This window comes from Prochlorococcus sp. MIT2308, from assembly GCF_059772345.1.
The window spans coordinates 82,664-102,597 of sequence record NZ_CM186283.1 but is presented as its reverse complement, the minus strand read 5'-3'; the positions used below and the strand labels follow the sequence as shown (position 1 = coordinate 102,597).

17 protein-coding genes and 1 tRNA gene are annotated in these 19,934 nt (G+C 33.6%); 8 read left to right on the top strand and 10 right to left on the bottom strand.

Features of this window, described 5'->3' with window-relative positions; genetic code table 11:
• Window positions 1-77 precede the first annotated feature (77 nt).
• Window positions 78-2,408 (top strand): ribonucleoside-triphosphate reductase, adenosylcobalamin-dependent, encoded by a 2,331-nt coding sequence (gene nrdJ / locus AC6EIW_RS00490; RefSeq protein WP_498521661.1) that lies wholly within the window; start codon window positions 78-80, stop codon window positions 2,406-2,408.
• A 161-nt stretch (window positions 2,409-2,569) separates the two neighbouring features.
• Window positions 2,570-2,833, top strand: coding sequence for an RNA recognition motif-containing protein (locus AC6EIW_RS00485; RefSeq protein ID WP_498520695.1), 264 nt, complete (start codon window positions 2,570-2,572; stop codon window positions 2,831-2,833).
• A 47-nt stretch (window positions 2,834-2,880) separates the two neighbouring features.
• On the opposite strand, the gene AC6EIW_RS00480 is transcribed toward AC6EIW_RS00485, so the two are convergent.
• Window positions 2,881-3,075, bottom strand: coding sequence for a hypothetical protein (locus AC6EIW_RS00480; protein WP_011293625.1), 195 nt, complete (start codon window positions 3,073-3,075; stop codon window positions 2,881-2,883).
• 199 nt (window positions 3,076-3,274) lie between these two features.
• Here AC6EIW_RS00480 and AC6EIW_RS00475 point away from each other — a divergent pair.
• The 3 genes from AC6EIW_RS00475 to AC6EIW_RS00465 all read left to right on the top strand — a co-directional run bounded on the left by AC6EIW_RS00475 (window position 3,275) and on the right by AC6EIW_RS00465 (window position 6,084).
• Window positions 3,275-3,361: transfer RNA gene (locus AC6EIW_RS00475), tRNA-Ser, on the top strand.
• Between the two features lie 371 nt (window positions 3,362-3,732).
• Complete coding sequence (locus tag AC6EIW_RS00470; protein ID WP_498462485.1) at window positions 3,733-3,903, top strand: hypothetical protein; 171 nt, start codon at window positions 3,733-3,735, stop codon at window positions 3,901-3,903.
• 336 nt (window positions 3,904-4,239) lie between these two features.
• The gene (locus tag AC6EIW_RS00465; RefSeq protein ID WP_498520694.1) at window positions 4,240-6,084 is read left to right on the top strand and encodes an ArnT family glycosyltransferase; all 1,845 of its coding nucleotides are present in this window, start codon (window positions 4,240-4,242) and stop codon (window positions 6,082-6,084) included.
• A 44-nt stretch (window positions 6,085-6,128) separates the two neighbouring features.
• Here AC6EIW_RS00465 and AC6EIW_RS00460 read toward each other — a convergent pair whose 3' ends face one another.
• Window positions 6,129-7,340 carry a lipid-A-disaccharide synthase-related protein gene (locus tag AC6EIW_RS00460; RefSeq protein ID WP_498520693.1) on the bottom strand — a complete coding sequence of 404 codons (1,212 nt, stop codon included), beginning with the start codon at window positions 7,338-7,340 and terminating at the stop codon, window positions 6,129-6,131.
• A 253-nt stretch (window positions 7,341-7,593) separates the two neighbouring features.
• Here AC6EIW_RS00460 and AC6EIW_RS00455 point away from each other — a divergent pair, with 253 nt between their 5' ends.
• Complete coding sequence (locus AC6EIW_RS00455; RefSeq protein WP_498520692.1) at window positions 7,594-8,304, top strand: pectate lyase; 711 nt, start codon at window positions 7,594-7,596, stop codon at window positions 8,302-8,304.
• A 215-nt stretch (window positions 8,305-8,519) separates the two neighbouring features.
• Here AC6EIW_RS00455 and AC6EIW_RS00450 read toward each other — a convergent pair whose 3' ends face one another.
• The gene (locus tag AC6EIW_RS00450) at window positions 8,520-8,990 is read right to left on the bottom strand and encodes a pentapeptide repeat-containing protein (RefSeq protein ID WP_498462481.1); all 471 of its coding nucleotides are present in this window, start codon (window positions 8,988-8,990) and stop codon (window positions 8,520-8,522) included.
• Between the two features lie 365 nt (window positions 8,991-9,355).
• Here AC6EIW_RS00450 and AC6EIW_RS00445 point away from each other — a divergent pair, with 365 nt between their 5' ends.
• Complete coding sequence (locus tag AC6EIW_RS00445; protein WP_498520691.1) at window positions 9,356-11,005, top strand: GMC oxidoreductase; 1,650 nt, start codon at window positions 9,356-9,358, stop codon at window positions 11,003-11,005.
• Here the strand turns inward: AC6EIW_RS00445 and AC6EIW_RS00440 are convergent.
• Both AC6EIW_RS00440 and AC6EIW_RS00435 read right to left on the bottom strand, forming a co-directional pair.
• Window positions 10,995-11,264 (bottom strand): DUF2811 domain-containing protein, encoded by a 270-nt coding sequence (locus AC6EIW_RS00440; RefSeq protein ID WP_498520690.1) that lies wholly within the window; start codon window positions 11,262-11,264, stop codon window positions 10,995-10,997. The two genes, AC6EIW_RS00445 and AC6EIW_RS00440, sit on opposite strands and share 11 nt — an antisense overlap.
• Window positions 11,265-11,649: 385 nt before the next feature.
• A complete protein-coding gene (locus AC6EIW_RS00435; protein ID WP_498520689.1) occupies window positions 11,650-12,705 on the bottom strand; it encodes a sirohydrochlorin chelatase in 1,056 nt (351 codons plus the stop codon).
• Between the two features lie 86 nt (window positions 12,706-12,791).
• Here AC6EIW_RS00435 and AC6EIW_RS00430 point away from each other — a divergent pair, with 86 nt between their 5' ends.
• A complete protein-coding gene (locus tag AC6EIW_RS00430) occupies window positions 12,792-14,060 on the top strand; it encodes an FAD-binding protein (protein WP_498521660.1) in 1,269 nt (422 codons plus the stop codon).
• Between the two features lie 49 nt (window positions 14,061-14,109).
• Here the strand turns inward: AC6EIW_RS00430 and AC6EIW_RS00425 are convergent, their stop codons facing one another.
• From AC6EIW_RS00425 to AC6EIW_RS00405, 5 genes are read right to left on the bottom strand one after another with little or no spacing between them, the layout of a single operon-like run.
• On the bottom strand, window positions 14,110-15,003 hold the full coding sequence (locus AC6EIW_RS00425) for a homoserine O-succinyltransferase (RefSeq protein WP_498520688.1): 894 nt from the start codon (window positions 15,001-15,003) through the stop codon (window positions 14,110-14,112).
• A gap of 21 nt (window positions 15,004-15,024) precedes the next feature.
• Entirely contained in the window at window positions 15,025-16,350 is a 1,326-nt protein-coding gene (locus AC6EIW_RS00420) for an O-acetylhomoserine aminocarboxypropyltransferase/cysteine synthase family protein (RefSeq protein ID WP_498521659.1), read from the bottom strand.
• Between the two features lie 53 nt (window positions 16,351-16,403).
• Window positions 16,404-17,099 carry a hypothetical protein gene (locus AC6EIW_RS00415; RefSeq protein WP_498520687.1) on the bottom strand — a complete coding sequence of 232 codons (696 nt, stop codon included), beginning with the start codon at window positions 17,097-17,099 and terminating at the stop codon, window positions 16,404-16,406.
• A 55-nt stretch (window positions 17,100-17,154) separates the two neighbouring features.
• Complete coding sequence (locus AC6EIW_RS00410) at window positions 17,155-18,318, bottom strand: phosphotransferase (protein WP_498520686.1); 1,164 nt, start codon at window positions 18,316-18,318, stop codon at window positions 17,155-17,157.
• Window positions 18,319-18,328: 10 nt separating this feature from the next.
• Window positions 18,329-19,870, bottom strand: a complete 1,542-nt coding sequence (locus AC6EIW_RS00405; protein WP_498520685.1) for a DUF8648 domain-containing protein — start codon at window positions 19,868-19,870, stop codon at window positions 18,329-18,331.
• Window positions 19,871-19,934 lie beyond the last annotated feature (64 nt).

Genomic DNA, 19,934 nt, shown 5'->3' with positions numbered 1-19,934 from the left:
ATGGTGTTAAAAAAACTTGCTAACGCTATACATGGCGTTACCGTAGTACTTACCCAAGGGATACAAAGATTTTGACAATCGCAACAAGCCAGCCCGAAACCAATAATTCAGAATCGGGTAAAAAAAATGTCACAACTGATTTTCCAATAACTGCACCTGCAGCCAATCCTGTCTTTTACAGAACTTATAGCAGGAAACTTCCAGCAGGTCGCGAAAGCTGGGAACAAGTAAATACACGAAATCTCGATGGTCTAAAGAAACTTGGAGGATTAAACGAAGCAGAAATAAATTTAATGCAAAGAATGCAACAGGAGAAAAAAGCTCTTCCCTCAGGTCGATGGCTTTGGATAGGCGGAACAGAATGGATTGAGAAAGAGAAGAATTTTTCTGGAGCCTACAATTGCACCTCAACAAATCTTGTTGATTGGCAAGCCTTCGGACTTATGATGGATTTAGCGATGATGGGTTGTGGGACGGGTGCAATAATTGAGCCTCATTTGATTGATCAACTGCCAGAGGTTAAAAATACAATTAATATTCAAAATGTTTCAGACATTGGGTTAACCCCTTCTGAAGAGAGAAATGAAAACACTACATTCTCCATTCAAGACAATAATGTACTCATCAAAGTTGGTGATAGTAGACGTGGATGGGTGGATAGCTATCAAAAGATCCTAGAACTGAGTAGTGACATTAGTTTCAATTCTAAAATTATTAATATATCTATTGATTTAAAAGATGTAAGGCCAGCGGGTGAATCACTGAAAGGTTTTGGAGGCATGGCAAACCCTGTAAAACTGAAAGATTTATACCCTCGCATAGCAAATCTTTTAAATAAAGCCGTAGGCAGGAAACTAACTTCAATTGAATGTTGTCTACTAATCGACGAAGCAGCGGTCACAATAGTTGCTGGCAATATCAGAAGAAGTGCAGGTATGCGTCAATTTTCATCTAACGATTTAGAAGCTGCTGGTGCTAAAGAAAATTTATGGAAGCAAGACTCAGATGGGAATTGGAGCATCGACCCAGAAAAGGATGCCTTAAGGATGGCTAATCATACTCGTGTTTACCACACCAAACCCGAATTAAGTGTTCTTATCGAAGCCGTTACTAAGCAATTTCATTCAGGAGAAGGTGCTATTCAATTTGCACCAGAAGCAATTGCTCGCTCTAATGCAGACATCCTTTCAACAGTTGAACTAAGGAATGAATTTATAAATATCTATTGTGATCAAGGCAAAGAAGAGGCCTCTAAATGGATTCAATCAAATTACGGTCCATTTGATGAAAAAGAACTCTTTCACAGACTCAGTAGATATGGTCTTAATCCATGCGGTGAAATTTTAGGCTCAGATTTCCACTGTAATCTTGCGGAGATCCATCTTAATCAAATTGATCCATTAGATATAAATCAACAAGAAGATGCCTTCAAAGCAGCAGCTTTGTCAGTTGCATGTCTTCTAAACCATCGATTTGAAGTAGAGCGATACAGAAAAAGTCGTGAATGGGATCCAATTGTTGGGGTAAGCTTCACAGGACTTTTTGACTTTTTTGTTCATGCATTTGGGACACCCTGGTTGAAATGGTGGGAAGCCGGACGACCTGAGACAAAAGAAGGTCAAGATTTTAAAATTAAAGAAGCTACTTTTTTGAGTCGATGGAGAAAAATCGTCAACGATACAGTATTTGATTATTGTGATAGACATAATATACGTCGTCCAAGTCGTTGCACAACAGTTCAACCAGCTGGTACAAAGAGCCTTCTAACTGGGGCTTCCCCAGGATGGCATCCTCCAAAAGCGCAGCGTTTTATAAGAAGAATTACTTTTCGTAAGAACGATCCAGTCGCACTAGCTTGTATGGATTATGGATATACGATTGTTCCTTCTCAGTCAGATAAAGATGAGAATGGAAAGCTACTAGACAACCCATTTGATCCAAAATGTACTGAGTGGCTAGTTGAAATTCCAACTGAGGTAAGTTGGGCAAATATACCTGGCGCAGATCAAATAGATATAAATAACTTCTCAGCTCTTGCACAATTTGATTTTTATATGCAAGTTCAAACCAACTACACTGACCACAACACCTCAGCCACAATTGAATTCAGAGAAAATGAGATAGGGGATTTAGCCAAAGCTCTTCATAGCTCCATAAATGAAAACAAAGGTTATATTTCAGCAGCTTTGCTGGCAAGATTTGATGCGAATGCAACCTTTCCTAGACTTCCTTTTGAGCCTATTGATGAAGAATGCTACACAAAGCTGCAAGCAGAGGTCATAGAAAGAAGAGAAGATTGTGATTTCTTTGATGCTCTTAGTAGATATGATCAAGGTGAACTTACTGAGGCAGGTCCAGCCGGGTGCGATTCTGATAAGTGCTTACTTCCACTTGCTAAACCCTCCTAAGACCAGTTCCTCAATCGTTAATGCGGCCGATGTCTTTATCTAAACCAAATCAAGCAATTGGTTAAATAAAATAATTTTTTTCATAGAAGTTCTGAAGATAATTGTCCAAATGAAAAATTGTGGCTAACTATTAGATAGGTATTGTGTTTCTTAAAATTTAAATGACTACGATCAATAAACCATTAAATAGAAGTAACAAAAGTGCTAATGATGCACTTATCGACCAACTGAGAGCTTGTCAAAACCCTGAGGAAATACTGAAATTCGAAAAATGGTTTAATTCAAATATCGAATCTGAAAAACTTTATAAAAAGATCTGCCAACTACTGAAAAACAGAAGTATCTCTAGAGCATTAGGTTCAAAATGGCTACTGACACTTATTGAAGATAGAGAAAATACTATAAGTAAGTTGTCAGTTAAATAATCTTTAATTTACTCTATTAATAAAAAACAGTACCGTATCTCTTTCTTTTAGAAAGGGAATGGTCCTGATGCACCGCTAGAAGCAGTAAATCCTGACAATGCCCAAATACCAAACGAAAACAGAGCGCATCCAATAAAGAACATCAAGTGAGCGACATAGCGATATTTCTCTTTTTGACTAATGCCACCTTCCATAGGAAGGTCTCCAAGGAAACGAGATTGCGGGCTCTTGTTGCTTGCCATGAATGTGTTTTACCAATGTCTGAAATTATCGCACAAATAATATCATTGGTATTTATGCGTATAAAGAATCTATAGGTTCTGAAATTTTTTTTAGAAAAAAGGATTTACACTAAAAATGAACTAATTGCTTAAAGGGTGGAAGATGTTATTTGAGTAATTTATTGAAATTTTCAGAAGTTAATAAGGTAAAATTTAAAGTGGAGAGTTGGTCGAGTGGTTTATGGCTCTAGTCTTGAAAACTAGCATGGGGGCAACTCCATCGGGGGTTCGAATCCCCCACTCTCCGTTCTTACTTTGGAGAGTGTGGAATCCGTAAACATTTATTTGCCGATTGATACATTGCAAAAGATAAGAGAAATTTTTAATTTAAAAAACAAGCTCCAAGACTCAAAGATGTGGTCCAAAGCCAAATCTTATTAAATTTTATTTATTCTTAACTCTACTAATATAAGAAAATCAAATATCTGATTTAGACAAGAATCCTGAAATTCCCATGATTTTTTTATTTTTTCGTTAATGTATTTTTGAATTTGGTTTTTTTGATTTTTAAGAAACTGATCTAATATCAATTTAAGCAAATAAATAAATCTCAAAGAGTTAGTTATTTGTTTTTTCTAAAAAAATTAAGAAAGCCATACATTACTAAATCAAATCAAAATGAGAGAAGAGCGCTACCTAAAAGACAGAGAGGCTATTGTAAGAGCTGACATTTGGAAAGAAATCACGTCATCATGCAAAGGATTAAGAACTGAGCTGGGCTATACAAACATTCAAATAGTAGAGTTTTTAAAAGAAATAACAAAGACATTTGAAAGAGATCAACTTTAAATTCGACAATAATTTATCTACATTATTGAGTTATTGATTATTTTTTACTTACTCATCATTTCTCAAGCTTCAAAAAGATATTTTTGTATTTTATCTATAAGCTTTGTCAGCCATTAAGCATAATTCTCATTAATTAATTACAAATCCATGCATTAACTACATCCCAAGATGCACTAGTTGTGAGGTCTTTTCTAAAGCAATATTTCCAAATTTTCTTACTAGCGAAATGATTCATAGAAACTATTTGATAAAATTTATAGAAGATATAATCAAGTTTTTCACTCTTAAAATATGAATCTAGAATTATTTAATAACATAAAAGAGGACCAGTAAGTAGTGTTTTCTTTTAGTAAACGTGACTTCGCAAGTCTAATTTTTATAGCATTTGTTGGAATAATCCTTTTCTTTTGGGGGCTGGGAGCTACTGGATTGATAGACGAAACACCCGCAAAATTTGCTGCGGCAGGACGTTCAATGAGTGTATCCGGAAATTGGCTAACACCCGTTTCCAATGGAATACCGAGATTTGATAAACCACCCCTAATTTATTGGTTAATGGGATTGATTTATTCAATACCCAATCAATCTTCCTGGGATCCTTTAGGATCTTTTGCAGCTCGATTTCCCTCGGCTATTTCTTCTCTCTTATTGATGACAATCTTGGGAGAGACATTGTTGAAATGGCCTCAAAAGAAAAACATTAATCAAAGAAGAACTGCTGTATTAACTGCTCTTACATTTGCTCTTTCTCCATTTGTAATGATATGGAGTCGTACGGCAGTATCAGATGCTTTACTCTGCGGGACATTTGGTTTAAGCATGCTTTTGCAATGGCGTTGTTATGTAAAACCTAGACAAAATTCATGGGTGTATGGATGGATAATTTTAGGTTTTTCGATACTTACAAAAGGGCCAGTAGCAGTTGTACTAATGATGTTTTCACTATTTCTCTTTGGACTTTTTCAAAATGATTTTAGTCGATTAAGAAATCATATAAAGCCTGGTTATGGACTTTTAGTTGCGATGATTGTAAGTATGCCATGGTTCATTATTGAATATATTTTAGAAGGGAATAAATTTCTAAAAAGTTTTTTTGGGTATCACAATTTTCAAAGATACACAAGCATTGTAAATTCACATCAAGAAGGAATTTTCTTTTTTGTTTTAATGTTTATCATAGCCTCCTTACCTTTTACTCCTCTTTTAATTCTAGGGATTATCCAAGGCACAAAAGAGATAAAAAGAAATTTCCTTAAGCAGACTCTTCAACCATCTAATTCCTTATTGGTTTATTCCATATCTTGGCTTTTATCTGTCTTTATATTCTTTACTTTATCCGGCACGAAACTTCCAAGTTATTGGCTACCTGCAATACCAGCAGCCGCAATAATTATAGGACAGGCTGAAAATTTCGAGATTAATCAAGGCAACAATAAAAGTAAACTATTTAATACTTGTTGGTGGCTATCTATTTTATTCTTATTTTTGATCGCTATTGTTTTTTTATTGCCAGTATTGATACCTAATTTGAGTCTTTTAAATAAAATAAATGATAATGAAATGAATAATTTGTCAACCCAACTTATTAGCAGTGGAATATTAACAAGAGGGGGGATATCTTTATTGGTTTCTGGGATTCTGGGGATTGTCTCGAAAAAATCATTAAAAGTTAATTTATTAAGCCTTCAAATTCCTATTATATTCTTTCAATTACTAGCTATTAATCCTTTATTTAAATTAATTGATTTTAATAGACAATTACCATTAAGAGAAGCATCTAAGTTTATAACCAGTTCAAGAAAGCCTAATGAGGCAATTGCAATGGTGGGAATCAAAAAACCATCTATTCACTTTTATACAAATGAGGTAATTTTATATGAATCCAATACAAATGTTAATGTAATTAATTTATCAGAAAGGTTATATCTTGAAAAAAGAATCGGATGGGAAGGATATCAAATTGGCGATCCTAAAGCCTCAGAAAGCCTATTAATTCTAATAGATAATGCGACTTCAAAATTAAGTCACTGGAAATTGCTTGATCCAGAAAAATTGGGTAGATTTGGAATTTATAATGTATGGCGTGTTGACATATCAAGGCTGCAATATATAGCTGATAAGTTTAAGAAAGAAAATAAACTAAAATCTTCATGGACAGAATACGATCCTGAAAGATATTAGCTGTAATGTATTAAATTGATTATTAAATTATTTAAACAGATTTATTACATTTTATTGTTTAAAAAAGAATTTGTTATTGATTTAGCCATAATTTCTGATATTCCTTCAACAGTCCTTCTTCCATAAATTTGTTGGTTTTGATTTTCATTTAAAAAATCAACCTGACAATTTCTCTCTAACAAATTAAGAATCAATTTGCAGGTTGAAAGCATATATTTATCCTCTTGAACTGACCCATCAGCACAAAACACACTTGGACCTAGTAACCTTCTCTGTGCTTCAGCAAAGGATGCGTTAAACTGCGGGCCTTTTCCTTCTATCTGAACAATTAACTTTCCTAGAAGCGCTGCTTGTTCAGTAGCAGTTCCAGCCATACTAATTAAAACATTACTGCTTTGAACAACTTTGACAAATGAATCCCTATAGACATTAACGGTTGAATTATTTTTTATTATTTTCAATGGATGGTCTTTGTTAGTTGGAAAACACAATCTCCATCCATCCAAAGTTATTAGGTTTTTTAAAGAATAGTCATCCAATGTGTGGACCAATGCAACATCAAAACTTATATCAGTATTTTCAACCTTTAAATTCGTGACATTTTCAATAACTTTAAGGATTAAACATAAATTCTCTCCTACTTCAGGCATTCTGCTGCCAGGCAATATTCCCAAACGCATATTATGTTTTGGCAAACTTTGATGTCTAGTTAAAAATGGGTCCATAAAAGGGTTGCCAATAAATTCAACTTTGCCAAATATTTTTTTTTTCAAATCATCTGCAGTAAGTTTATCTCTCGTATAAACTTTTAAAAATTTATCGCTAGACAAACAATCAGAACAAGGCCAAGGTAACTTTAACTTTCCTTCATAATGACTTGAATACGCGACCAGATAAGTTATCACTGGCAATCTTGTCAACCATGCAACCGTAACAGGGAGCACATCCCCTACGACAACCAACAAATCATATTTGGATGAAATCAAAAATAAAAGGTAAATTCGTTTTATTAGATAAATGATCTGCCCTTGGATTAATTCAAGAATTCGACCTTTCAGACTTGTATATCCCATTCCACCTGTACTAAACGATTTGGTCTTCCCAAGGACTTTTATCCCTGCCTTCAAGTAAGATTCACCATTGCCAACAAGTGGTAAGGCCTTTACTTCATGTCCAAGCTTCTTAAATGCATCTCCCATAAGAGACCCTGAAAGGTCTTCTCCGTGCCCATTACTTAGGAAAAGGATTTTTGACAATTAAAAACTAAAATGTCTGAAAAACTAATAAATCAATATTAGACTCAAAACAACTAAACTGAAGTAAAGAAACTATTTGGTACTAGAATTTTGAAATAAAGTATTATTTTTCTAAATTTATATTAGACAAAAAAATAAAAATTATCTTAGTATAATAACATATTTAATGTAGCTTTATAAATTACTAATAAGTTAAATACTCTATGAAAGGTAATTAGAATTTATAATAAGGTTAAAATATTCAAAAGCTAATATGATCTCAATTCTTAAGTACCTAAATCCATTTGCCATCAGCAAGCCGAAAATCATTTACACAAGTTGGGGAAATATTGAGCCTAGTGTAGATATTTTCCCTGTCTTTTATCTATTATTTATTTACGGTTTTATATATATATTTCCTTATGGCAGAGACGTCGTAGGTATGAGCTGGTTTGATTGGTTTAGAAGCGAAGATGGACCTTTAGAGTGGATCCAGTTTATGGGATATTTTTTAGGTTTTGTATGTTCAAGTCTTATCCTTTTTAAACGCAGAAGAATAGGAATCAATAAAAGATGGATAGCTTGGTTGATTTTAGCTTTGGTTTGTTTTTTTGTCGCTGGAGAAGAAATAAGTTGGGGAGAGCGTATAACGGGGCTAGGAATAAATTCTATTAGAGCAATAAATAGTCAAGGTGAGACCAGCATTCATAATATTCACTTTTTTCATCATTATCTATTAGATCCATCTTTCGAGATTTCTTGTCTCTTTCTTGGATGGATTGGTTGGAGAACATGGCCCTCAATTGATGCTCTCCCTCCAAAAAGATATAGTCTTTATTTCCTATTTGTAGCTTTATTTTATTTCTATTTTGACATCTCTCAGGCATCGACAATAAGTCAAATTCGAAATGATCAGGAAATATTTGAAGTACTAATGTCTCTTGGTTTGGCTTCTCATTGCTGGAATAAAGCATTTCAAAAATGACAGACAGAGACTAAGAATCTATCTTTATAATGAGTAGATAATTAAAATGACAATGCCAATTAAATATTTTGATTTAATTTACAACTATTTTAAATAATACAGGCATAATATATATATATAAATATATAAAAAGAATTAGTAAATTATTAAAACAAACAAAACCCATAACATGTCTTTAAGAGCATTATCGTACGTGTTAAAAATCGTTATTTTCACTAACAATCCAATGATTCACTTGTTTTTTTATTAGTAACGCTATTTGTCCCATCTGCTATAACACACAAGTTTTTCTTAACATCATTAGCAATTAAAACATCAGTAAAATCGGCACCATCAATAATAACGTTTTCGAATTTAGCATTATAAGCAAAAGCACCTTCTAACACGCTATTTGAAAGGTTTGCGCCATTAAGGATGGCCGCATCCATTGTCACATCTCTCATATTTGTATTACTTAAGTTAGCGTTTTCAAGCTTTGCATCAAAAAAGCTAGCTCCTTGAAGATCACTGCCTGAAAAGTCAGCATCCTGGAGATCACTTAAATAAAAAGTGGCCCCTTTTAGATCAATGTTAGAAAAATCAGCGCCTATCAAGGTTTGCTTTCCATAGTCCAAAGCAGCAAAAACTGGAAGAGAGCAATAGAAAACCAGGAATGAGCTTACAAAAACGAGAAGAAGTTTAAACATAAATTTCTTAAAACTACTATTGATTATATTTTAATTCCAAATGGATATAAAAGATATCAATATTGAATTTAATATTTATTAGATAAAAAAATAATTCTATAATCTCCTAAACCTTAGCAAAAAATATTTACTTTGCATTTATTTTAAGTCAATCTAATCATCTAAATCCCCATATTATATAATTTAAAATTATATAATATGGGGATTTCCCATACTAGAGTTGTTTTAGTGCCAACAAAAAAGATATAACTTAATAAAAATTTCTAACTATCTAGCAAAATTTATTTATTTTAATATATATTTTCTATATAAAGAAAAATTTATTAGCTAAATTTGCCAAATCTAAAATATCAATTTCCCCATAAATGATTAAGATTAACTATCCATATGAAGTCATAATTATTGGTTCTGGTGCAACCGGAGGTATGGCTGCTTTAACAATGGCTAAGGCAGGAGTAAGAGTATTAGTAATTGAAAGAGGGCCTGAACTTGAAATAAAGAGAGCAAACGGAACAGAGCCTTGCAATATGATTCGGAGACTAATAGGAGTTACAACCGGCAATTATCAAAACCAACCTCAACATCCAGGTTTTTGGAAATCAAATCCATTGTTGTATGCCAACAAAAAAACAAACCCATACACCCACCCACCGAGAGCTCCTTTCATGTGGACTCAAGGAAATCAAGTTGGAGGAAGAAGTCTTACATGGGGAGGAATAACTTTAAGATTAGCCAAAGAAGATTTTGAAGCCTCAAAAGAGAAAGAATACAATCTTGAATGGCCTATTAGTTATAAAGATCTTGAGACACATTACTCAGATGTAGAGAATTTTCTAGGGGTATTTGGAAATAAAGACGATCTAAATCAACTGCCTAATGGTGAATATATTGGCAAACTTCCATTCACAAAAAGCGAAGAACGATTCGCCTCCAATATAAAAGAAAAATTGAATCTTCCTTTCATACACTCCAGAGGGTTTGGGGCCAATGAAGATAAAACGAAATGGCCCAAATATAGTAGTCTAGGTAGTACATTAAAAGAAGCAATTAGATTAGACAAAGTAGAAATACTATCAAATCATATTGTAGAGAAATTAGTATTAAATAAGGATAGAAAGTCTGCAAAGAGTGTTATTGTTGTCAACCAAAGGAATGGAGAAAGAAGTGAAATAGAAAGTAAATTAATCATATTATGTTCATCAACAATCCAAACAATTAGAATTCTACTTAGTTCCGAAGAGAGCAATAATCACAACGGTCTAATAGATCCATCTCAATCATTGGGAAGAAACTTAATGGATCACATATCAACTTGCAGATTTTTTACTGTCCCAATTGATAAGAATTTGAGGAATTATTCTAACAAAAATCATAAAGATCTTTTAACAGGCGCTGGTAGCTTCTTTATTCCAATAGGCAGAGGAAAATCAACTAAAAAAAGCTTTGTTGGTGGATATGGAATCTGGGGAGGAATCGATAGATTTGAACCACCAGATTTCTTAAAAAAATACAATAATACCAAAACAGGATTTCTTATTGGTCACGGTGAAGTACTCCCTAATATTAATAACACTGTTTCTCTTTCAAAAAGCACAGATCAATACGATATTGCTATTCCACACATATCCATAGTTTGGCGTGAAAATGAAAAACGAATGGTCAAAGAAATGAATAGGATGATTGAACTAATTATCAATTCTGGCAATGGAACCATTATCCCAGCGAATGAAATAGTAAATATTCCTTTTGCTAAACAAATTTTAAATAAATCTGTTGCCGTTAATAAGGATGCACCACCTCCAGGTTATTACATCCATGAGGTAGGAGGTGCACCAATGGGAAATAACAAAGAAAAGAGTGTTTTAGATAATTGGAATCGTCTCTGGGAATGCCGCAATGTATTAGTAGTTGACGGAGCTTGCTGGCCAACTTCTTCTTGGCAAAGCCCAACCTTAACTATGATGGCAATAACTAAAAGAGCTTGTGAAAAGGCAATTTTTGACTTTAAAGGTTAAAAATATCATTTAAGTATTTTTCAGTAACGGCCCTATCTTCAGAACCATTTTGAAAAAGAAAATTTGCGATGGCTGAGCTAATTAGCTTGGACTGATCCCACTTCTCATTTCCATTAATAAAATCCTTCATGCCAATATATAGAGCTTCAGGCACTTCAGCCTCAAGACTTATAGACATAAGGTCCAATTCATTTTCACAACATTTAACCTCATCGGTTTTTATTTCTTCAACACGGGTTTCAATTTGATTAAACTCCATTTCCTTTTAAAAGTTCAATATCTATGAGATAAGGATCTTAAATTTTCAATAAAACGTCAAAGATAAAGAAAAGCTATATAAAGAAAACGAGACAGAGCTAGACTCATTTATCAAAAGGGTTTTTCGGGGAATAATCTCAAAAAGAATAGGTTTATCTATTGAACGTATCTAAGTGTAAATGACTATTAAAATTTTCAACGAATCCCACAAGTCCTTCATTAAAGCTAGGGTCTTAGTATTTTGCAGTGGAAAACTACACACTTGCTGTGGAAATCACTTGAGGAAAAGAGCTGAAAGTAAACATTAAAAAAATATATAGATAACGAGTCCATTGCGTCGCAGCTAAGAAAGAGACAAATGAGTCTTCAATTTAAACCTATTTTTTTTATATTTGGCTTTTATTTAAAGAGCGAAGCGTGACAGGTCCTAAAGGATGTTGAGCATGTGGATAAGGAAAATGTTCGTGTGAGTGCTCGTGTGTTTTATTCTCTGAGAAATTTTTTTTCTTATTTTTGCCCTCATCGCCGAAATTAGGTTGAATATCTAGACAGCCTTCAACATGATCATGATGACTTTTCTGCTCATATCCAACCTCACTCTCAAAGCCTAATAAATTCGAGCGGTATTTACATAAGGCGCAATTCATAAAATTCTCTCCACTCAAAACTTCTTGAATCCTTTCTATGAAGGTATCAATAACCAAATCTTGATCTGATAGGTAACTTGCATTTAGAAACTGTACGTCAGGATTATCATTTGAAACTTTTAAAGAATGAACTCTAACTCGACTTACCAAAACCCCAGAAAAAAGGAAATAAGGTAAAAGAATTACTCTTTTAAAACCCAATTTAAGAGCATGTCTCAAACCAGGTTCAACAAGAGGAAATGTTACTCCTGAAAAAACGGTTTCACCCCATCCAAAACCAAAACCTTCCACAAGCATCCTTGTGATTTTGCAAACATTTGAATTAGCATCTGGATCTGAGGAACCTCTCCCGGCTACAACAAGCAATGTTTGAGAAAGAGGGAAAATTGGATTACTGTCAATTGTTTCTCTAAGTCTTGCGCCTGCTGCTCCAATCATTAACGAATTTAGGCCAAGCTCCCTGCCGTATTGAATAGGAATTCCACTTTCAGCAGAATATTTATTTAAAACTGCAGGGATATCATTTTTAGTATGTCCAGCAGCAAATAACATTGCTGGCAAAGCAATTATTCTTCTTATTCCCATATTTCTAAGTTGATCTAACGCTTCACTGATGATCGGACGATTAAACTCTAGGAAACCAAAAACAACAGGAATATCAGGTATTCTAGCTTTTATTTTGTCTACAACATTAATAAACTCTTTTACTGCTTGAGAATCTCTACTCCCATGCCCGCATAAAACAATCCCAATATCAGATGGATATTGGTATTTAATTGAAGCTGAGGAAACCAAAATGATTTAGCAAAAGACTACTTAAATTGATTATGTTTTTATAAAATATAATCAATTTAAGAAACTCATTATAGAAAAAGGAGCAAATTATTAAAGATTTAATATCACTACAAAATCAAAATTCTAATGACAGTGATGTCCTTGGCGTTTTTGAAGCTGTCAATGCAGAATTATTCCAATCCCTAAAAGGATCTGAACAAAAGTCCAATCCTTTTTTAGTTTCTAGTGGAGGTACTACAAGTAGAGCTGCAGCAGATAATCATTGGATATTAGATCTTAGGAAAAACTACCAAAACATATCTTTCGATCTAGACAAAAAGCATGTAGAAATTGAAGCTGGAGTAACTATGGGCGAGTTATCCGGTTTTTTAAAAAATCATAATAGAAGTTTTCCAATTGGTTTATCAGGGAAAACAGGAATAGGATATGTTTTGACCGGTGGAATAAGTCCACTTAGTAGAAGCAGAGGATTAGCAATTGATCAGATCGTTGAAATTACAGGGTTTTGGGGAAATGGGAAGGAGTTTCATTTATTTCAACCAAACACACAAAAAGAATCATTCTTCGAATGGAAAGCCCTTTGCGGAGCCGCTATATTTCTAGGAATAATTACAAAAGTCAAGCTAAAGACTCAGCCATTAAGACCACTATTAAGTTGGACAGCAAACCTTTCATTTGCTCAACTATCAGAATGTATTAATCAAGCCGAAAGTTGGCCTAATTCACTTAGCTTTCAATGGATTTGTGGAGATGACATTTTTGCTCATGCAATTGGTGAAGTTATAAATGCTGATGATGAGTCCATCTTAATTAAGCTATTAGAGAAATTGCCATACTCGCGAAATAGAATTATAAATAAAGTCAACGATATGAATTCTTTACCAAATCTAAGCTTAGGAAAGACTAAAAATAATAATTCAAAGCACTCTGAAGTATTAGGTTTACTTGGTCCTGCTTGGCAAAAGAATAATTCAAAAGTATTAAAAATTATTCGTGACCTAATAAATAAAAGGCCTAACAAAAGTTGTTATATAGCTTCTCAACAATTAGGAGGCATAACACATATAAATAATAAAGATACTTCATTTATTCATCGTGAAGCGACATGGAAACCTTGGATTAATGGAGCTTGGGATGCCTTCGATCAATCAAAAAGAAAAAGAACGCTCGAATGGATGGAGGAGGCTTGGAATAACCTAGAATTCATATGCCCTGGTGTCCACCTTGCTCAAATACACCCCCACTTAGATTGGCATCAAAGAGAATTATCCTCAGCATTCAAAGAATGGCTTCCGACATTACAAGAAATCAAAGGGATTTATGATCCAAGAAATTTAATGCCCCCTTTAAAATAGTTCACTACATTTATCGAAGATAATCACTTCCCTAACAAAGTTAATAAAGTCAATTACTTAGGCTTACACGTTGATAACAGAACCACAACCATTGTTGAAATAATAAGTTTCTATGTGATCGCCACGAAGTGTTTGATTTAGTCAAATCAAAGTTTTCTGGAGGAGGGACATCACCTCTTTTTTTATCTCTTTCCATCTCAGATTTCAATCTATCAACGTTATATTCTGGATGCCCTAAATGCATTAATTGCCTTTGGTCAGGTGTTTCAAAAATTGTATAACCTACTTTTTCCCCATGCGCCAATAATCTAAGTTTGCCATTCTTTTCTGCTTTTTCCATTTCAATATCTGACAAGCCAGCATGTCTACTTTGTGGGCAAAGGAACTCATCATCTTGTGTACCCATTAAAGAGTGGCCAGGCACAAGACTCCTCATTGGATATACACCAAATAGCTTTTTATTAAAATTATTTTTCTCAACTCCAGCCATATATGCCATTGCGAAACCAGCCCAACATAACCCTAGGGTACTTGCACATTTTAATTTTGATTCCTCGATTAGACTTACTAATTCTTTCCAATAATTAACCTTTTCGAAAGGGAGATGCTCCACAGGAGCTCCAGTAATAATCAAGCCATCGAGATGCATTGGAGACATTGCCTCCTCCCAATAGACATATAAGTTTTTTAGATGTTCTAAATCCCATGTTTTATATGAATGGGATTTCAACCTTATCCAAATAGGTTCTATTTGCAGAGGAGACAGTCCCAAGGGGTGCAATAAATTAAATTCATATTGTTTTCCCAATGGCATAATATTTAATATCCCAATCCTAAGAGGTCTAATATCCTGCCTTTCTGCTAGTTCGGGCTCAATCCATGAAATATGATTTTTTTCAATTGAGGATATTTTATGATAACTACGTGGAAGTATTAAAGCCATATCTATATAACTACTTTGAGGTCAAATTAAATTTAAGGCCTGCTCAAAGTCATCTAAAATATCGTCAATATGCTCAATTCCAACTGATACCCTTACCATAGTAGGAGTAACGCCTGCAGACAACTGTTCCTCAGGAGATAATTGTTGATGAGTTGTTGAAGCAGGATGAATTACTAATGTTTTAGCATCGCCTACATTTGCTAAATGACTAGAAAGTTTCAGAGAATTTATAAAAGTTACAGCATCATCAAAGCCACCTTTCAGAGAGAAAATCAACATGGAACCTTTTCCTCTATTGGTCGTATAAGTAGAGGCTCTTGAATGGTATTTGTCGGTAGGCAATCCTGGATAACTAACATTATCAACTTTTGAATGATCCTCTAACCACTTAGCCAATGAAAGAGCATTAGAACAATGTCTTTCTATTCTTAAACTTAAAGTTTCTAATCCTTGAAGTAATAAAAACGAGTTAAAAGGACTAATTGCAGGCCCCCAATCTCTTAACCCCTCAAGCCGGGCTCTTAAAGCAAAAGCAATATTTCGATCGGCAGGGACTCCAAGCATTCCGCAAATATCACTACCAAATCCAAAAGCATCCCAATGAACTAAACCATGATAAGCCGCACTGGGTTGACTCATCAAAGGGTATTTTCCATTTCCCCAATCAAAAGTTCCTGCATCAACAATTACGCCTCCAAGGCTAGTGCCATGACCTCCTATCCATTTTGTAGCACTTTGAACAACCACATCAGCCCCATGCTCAATAGGACGGATCAAAGCCCCAGCAGCTCCAAGAGTGTTATCAACAATTAAAGGTATGTTTTTCGATTTTGCTAACTTCGAAAGTCCCTCAAAATCAGGGATATTAAATCTAGGATTCCCCATTGATTCCACATAAATTGCTTTTGTGGATGAATCAATTTGTTCTTCAAAGCTCTCGGCATCATCCCCATCAGCAAACTTGACATTAATTCCTAAGCGTGGGAATTGGACTTTAAATTGGTTATAACTACCACCATACAAAAACGAAGTTGATACAAAACTATCTCCAGCAGTAAGGAAATTGGTAATTGCGATAAATTGTGCAGACTGTCCCGATGCTGTAGCTAAAGCAGCGACTCCTCCCTCAAGAGCAGCAATTCTTTTCTCAAAAACATCAGTTGTAGGATTCATCAAACGGGTATAGATATTTCCGAATTCCTTTAAGCCGAATAAGTTCGCACCATGATCAACATCGTTAAAAACATATGAACTTGTCTGATAGATAGGAACCGCCCTTGAGTTGGTAGCAGGATCTGGCACTTGGCCTGCATGCAATTGAAGCGTTTCAAAACGTTGGGAAGTCAAAGAATTAATTATCTCTATTTTCTTTTTAGCCACATAAGTCGAAAAATGCCTACTTAATTAATCCAATCATTAGGAGGTAAAGATTTATCCGACTCGGCTAGTGATGGTAAATTATCTTTAATAAATGTCAAAAGTTTTTCATTCACTATTTTACGAAATTCAAGAACACTTGCTTTATTAAGAATTTGATAATCTTGATTGCCTTCATGATCACCATCTCGAAGAGATCTCCAACTAGCGTTTTCACCAGTTGATTTTGCACTAGCCAAAGCACCTTGGAAATCAAATTGTTTGGTTATGAATGAGTCTTTATATATTTCCAAAGCTGTTTTTACTAAATCCTCTCTAATAGGACCAATTAATTTAGCTTTTATAGTATCTGGCAAGCCTAGTACTGGCTCAAAATAATCAATAACACGGAGTTCCTCTTCTAGAAAAATTGGCCAAACCCCTCTCATACCCTCATCAAGATCTTCATTTAATTCAAAATTATTCATTTCATTCAAGAAAAACTGAATCCAACAATAATATGACTTTTCCTTAAGAGGTTTTTTAACTGAAACTTTGTTTTTAGCAATTTCAGGTAATAAAGATTCTGCTTTTCTCAGAAACAATCTATCTTCTCTCTCTAAATTGATAGAGCCCCACCTTTGTCTGTAATCCCATAATTCAATATATTTATACAAATCTTCCTGATTCCAACCTAACTGTTTAAGCTCATCAGCCCTATGGGTTAATTCCTTTGCCACAAGAAAAAATAGATATCAATTTTACTTTAGTGACAAGATGGGGTATGTGAAAACCCTAAACAATTTTTTGTACATCTGAGACAAAAGTTTGGTTTGAGAAAATCCCAATTTCATGTAGTAAATTTGACAAAATAGGAATTTGAGCAACGAAACTTGAAAGTAATCTGTATTGAACCTCTGCTCTGTATAGATTTTGAGTTTGGTATTTTATTTTAAAGTACGTATTTGATTGCAAAAAGTCGTTCAAAAATCTAATTGTTAATTCAATTATGATCAAATAAATAAATTCGGGAAGGAATTCAAAATAGTGATTACCGTTTTGATTTGATACTGAGAAATATCCTTCAAGAAAATACTTACAAGCATTAATATCAAAGCATACATTCTCTATATTTTCTGGATCTCCGCCTGCTAGATTACAAATTGAACGAATACAGTCAGCCAAATCAGTAAGAAGATAACCAGAAGAGACAGTATCTAGATCAATCAAAGAAACAACATATTTTGAGTTAATATCAAAAAGAAAATTACTAAGTTTAGGATCACCATGTATAACTGTAGGGTCTATTGATTTTTTCTCTATAGATCTTAGGATTGAACTAGCATATAATATGTGACTAGATAGACTAAAAATTAATTTTTGAACCCTTTTATTTACTTTATAATCTAACTTGAGAAAGTTATAATCTTTAAGATTTATCATATACTGATCTATATAGTACTTAGTATTATGGAAATTTTTTATACTAATTCCTAATTTTGAAGAATCCAAATCAGAGCAATTTATATGAAACTTAGCAAGACCAAGACCAGCTTGATAAGCCGTTTTTTTATCTTCTAAAGTATCTAAGCTATAAGTATCATCTATATATAACATTGCTCGCCAAAATTCAGAACCAAATTGGAACGCAAGAAGGTTATTAGCTCTACAACTAATCAAGGCTGGAACTTCCCATCTTTGACAATCAATATCAAGATAATTTTTATTAATATTTTTTCTTATGTGATCTGTTATTAATTTATGATTCATATTAACTATCTCATGTGATTCAAATATATTACTTAGGCACTGTAAAATAAATTTAGACTTTACCCCATCTATAGAATGATGAATAATATAGGTTTTATTGATAAGCCCAAAATCTATCAAATCTATCTTTAACACTTTACTATTATTGAAAAAATTATTTGTAATCAGTTTTATTTTTTGAAAATCCATAGGAATTAGTTTATAAATCAGTTTCTATTAAGTTAGTTTCAATATAATCAATGACCTTGTTATAAGTTGCCTTATTCTCTGACTTAAATGGATCATAAAAATCAATCGAATTCAAATCAAAAAATAGTCGACTCTCATCAGTTAGTGACTTAGTTATAAAATCAATAGAAGTTTTCAAATGGAAATTATCTAGCGAATCAGATATCTTCTTACTCTGAAATGACTTAACAGATTCTTGACAATAGTTAGTCAATTCAGGACTCTTTGTCATGACAGTAAAAATATCTTTTTTAATCCCAGCAGGTCCCATAATACACATATATAAAAGATTTATCATTGAAGAATTACTTAAAGGTATTTCATATTTCCTCAATATATGTGGCCAATAATTTAAAGAATTTATTCCTTCTAAAGCTCCACGTTTAAGACCAGATTTTTCGCACCATTCTATAAATTCATCTACCCCTTTTGGACATCTTTTTAACTCAATCATCCTCTCAGCAAGGACTTCACCAGCCTGAAAGTTCCTTGTTGGATTACCACTTACAGGCAACATCATGCTCCCTCTGACATCAGCAACCATAGCTGTCAACTGACTAAAAGTATGATCTCTTACCGGGACGAAGTCTCCATCCTTAAGGAAGGATGCATCTATACGTTGGACGATATATCCAAGCTCTGTAATTGGAAAAGGTTGTTTTGTATATAACTTCTCTCTATCAGCGCGACGCATAGAAACATAAGCAGCCTGATCTAGGCATTGATCTAATAAAAGAGTTAATAAAGTTGGAAGCAATCCAGGATTATTCTTATGAAAAGCATGACCAAAACCCGCTAAAATAGAAGATATATTTTTAGCAGCTTTTATATATTGACCTTCGACGTTATGAACACCTGCAGAAACTTGGATATTTGGGGAAATTTTATTTAATAATTTTGAACCTAATATTGCATTCATAGCATCTGGATGACAAAAATTAGCAGTAAAACTATCTAATGGATTTCGAAGAGCGCCGTGTCGATGGAAACCAGAAAAGAAAGCTAAATTGTTGAGTTTTTCACACAATACAAAAGATTCATTCTTTTCTTCATCATGACAAAATGATCCCACTAAGCATGCAATTAAAACATTATCTCGATTAAGCTTTTTTCTAAGCTTAAATGCTAAGTCAACATCGTTTATTATATGCTTACTATTTGAGCCTAAAACAACCAATTCACAGTTAATTATCAAATCTTCAAGCGTATTATATTTTCCGGTATTATCAACATTGGAAACTGCCATAGATTCAATTTTAGTTTTTATACCGTTATCCATTTCTGAAAGATCAACATCAGAAAAAGCCCCAAAGAGTTCTCTTCCTTCTCTAGGAGCTAAAAGAATGTTTAATCCTTGATTATGCAATGCACAATTATAGGCAAGAGAGGCAGGATATAAACCAACGCTATAAAATCCAACTTTTCCGTTCAAAACCTCACTAATTCTTTTAGCTATAGGCTCACTTGAATAAGGTTCAGTAAAGAAGCTATTAGTTAAATTCCTCTCAAACACAGTTTATTTGCATTCAATTGCATTATATACAAAAAGAAGAAATTTTTAAAAAAGAGTTTTTATA

Coding starts and splice junctions, on each gene's coding strand:
- AC6EIW_RS00485 (WP_498520695.1), top strand. CDS start 2,570: ATGACTACGATCAATAAACCATTAAATAGAAGTAACAAAAGTGCTAAT.
- AC6EIW_RS00480 (WP_011293625.1), bottom strand. CDS start 3,075: ATGGCAAGCAACAAGAGCCCGCAATCTCGTTTCCTTGGAGACCTTCCT.
- AC6EIW_RS00470 (WP_498462485.1), top strand. CDS start 3,733: ATGAGAGAAGAGCGCTACCTAAAAGACAGAGAGGCTATTGTAAGAGCT.
- AC6EIW_RS00455 (WP_498520692.1), top strand. CDS start 7,594: ATGATCTCAATTCTTAAGTACCTAAATCCATTTGCCATCAGCAAGCCG.
- AC6EIW_RS00450 (WP_498462481.1), bottom strand. CDS start 8,990: ATGTTTAAACTTCTTCTCGTTTTTGTAAGCTCATTCCTGGTTTTCTAT.
- AC6EIW_RS00445 (WP_498520691.1), top strand. CDS start 9,356: ATGATTAAGATTAACTATCCATATGAAGTCATAATTATTGGTTCTGGT.
- AC6EIW_RS00440 (WP_498520690.1), bottom strand. CDS start 11,264: ATGGAGTTTAATCAAATTGAAACCCGTGTTGAAGAAATAAAAACCGAT.
- AC6EIW_RS00425 (WP_498520688.1), bottom strand. CDS start 15,003: ATGGCTTTAATACTTCCACGTAGTTATCATAAAATATCCTCAATTGAA.
- AC6EIW_RS00410 (WP_498520686.1), bottom strand. CDS start 18,318: ATGGATTTTCAAAAAATAAAACTGATTACAAATAATTTTTTCAATAAT.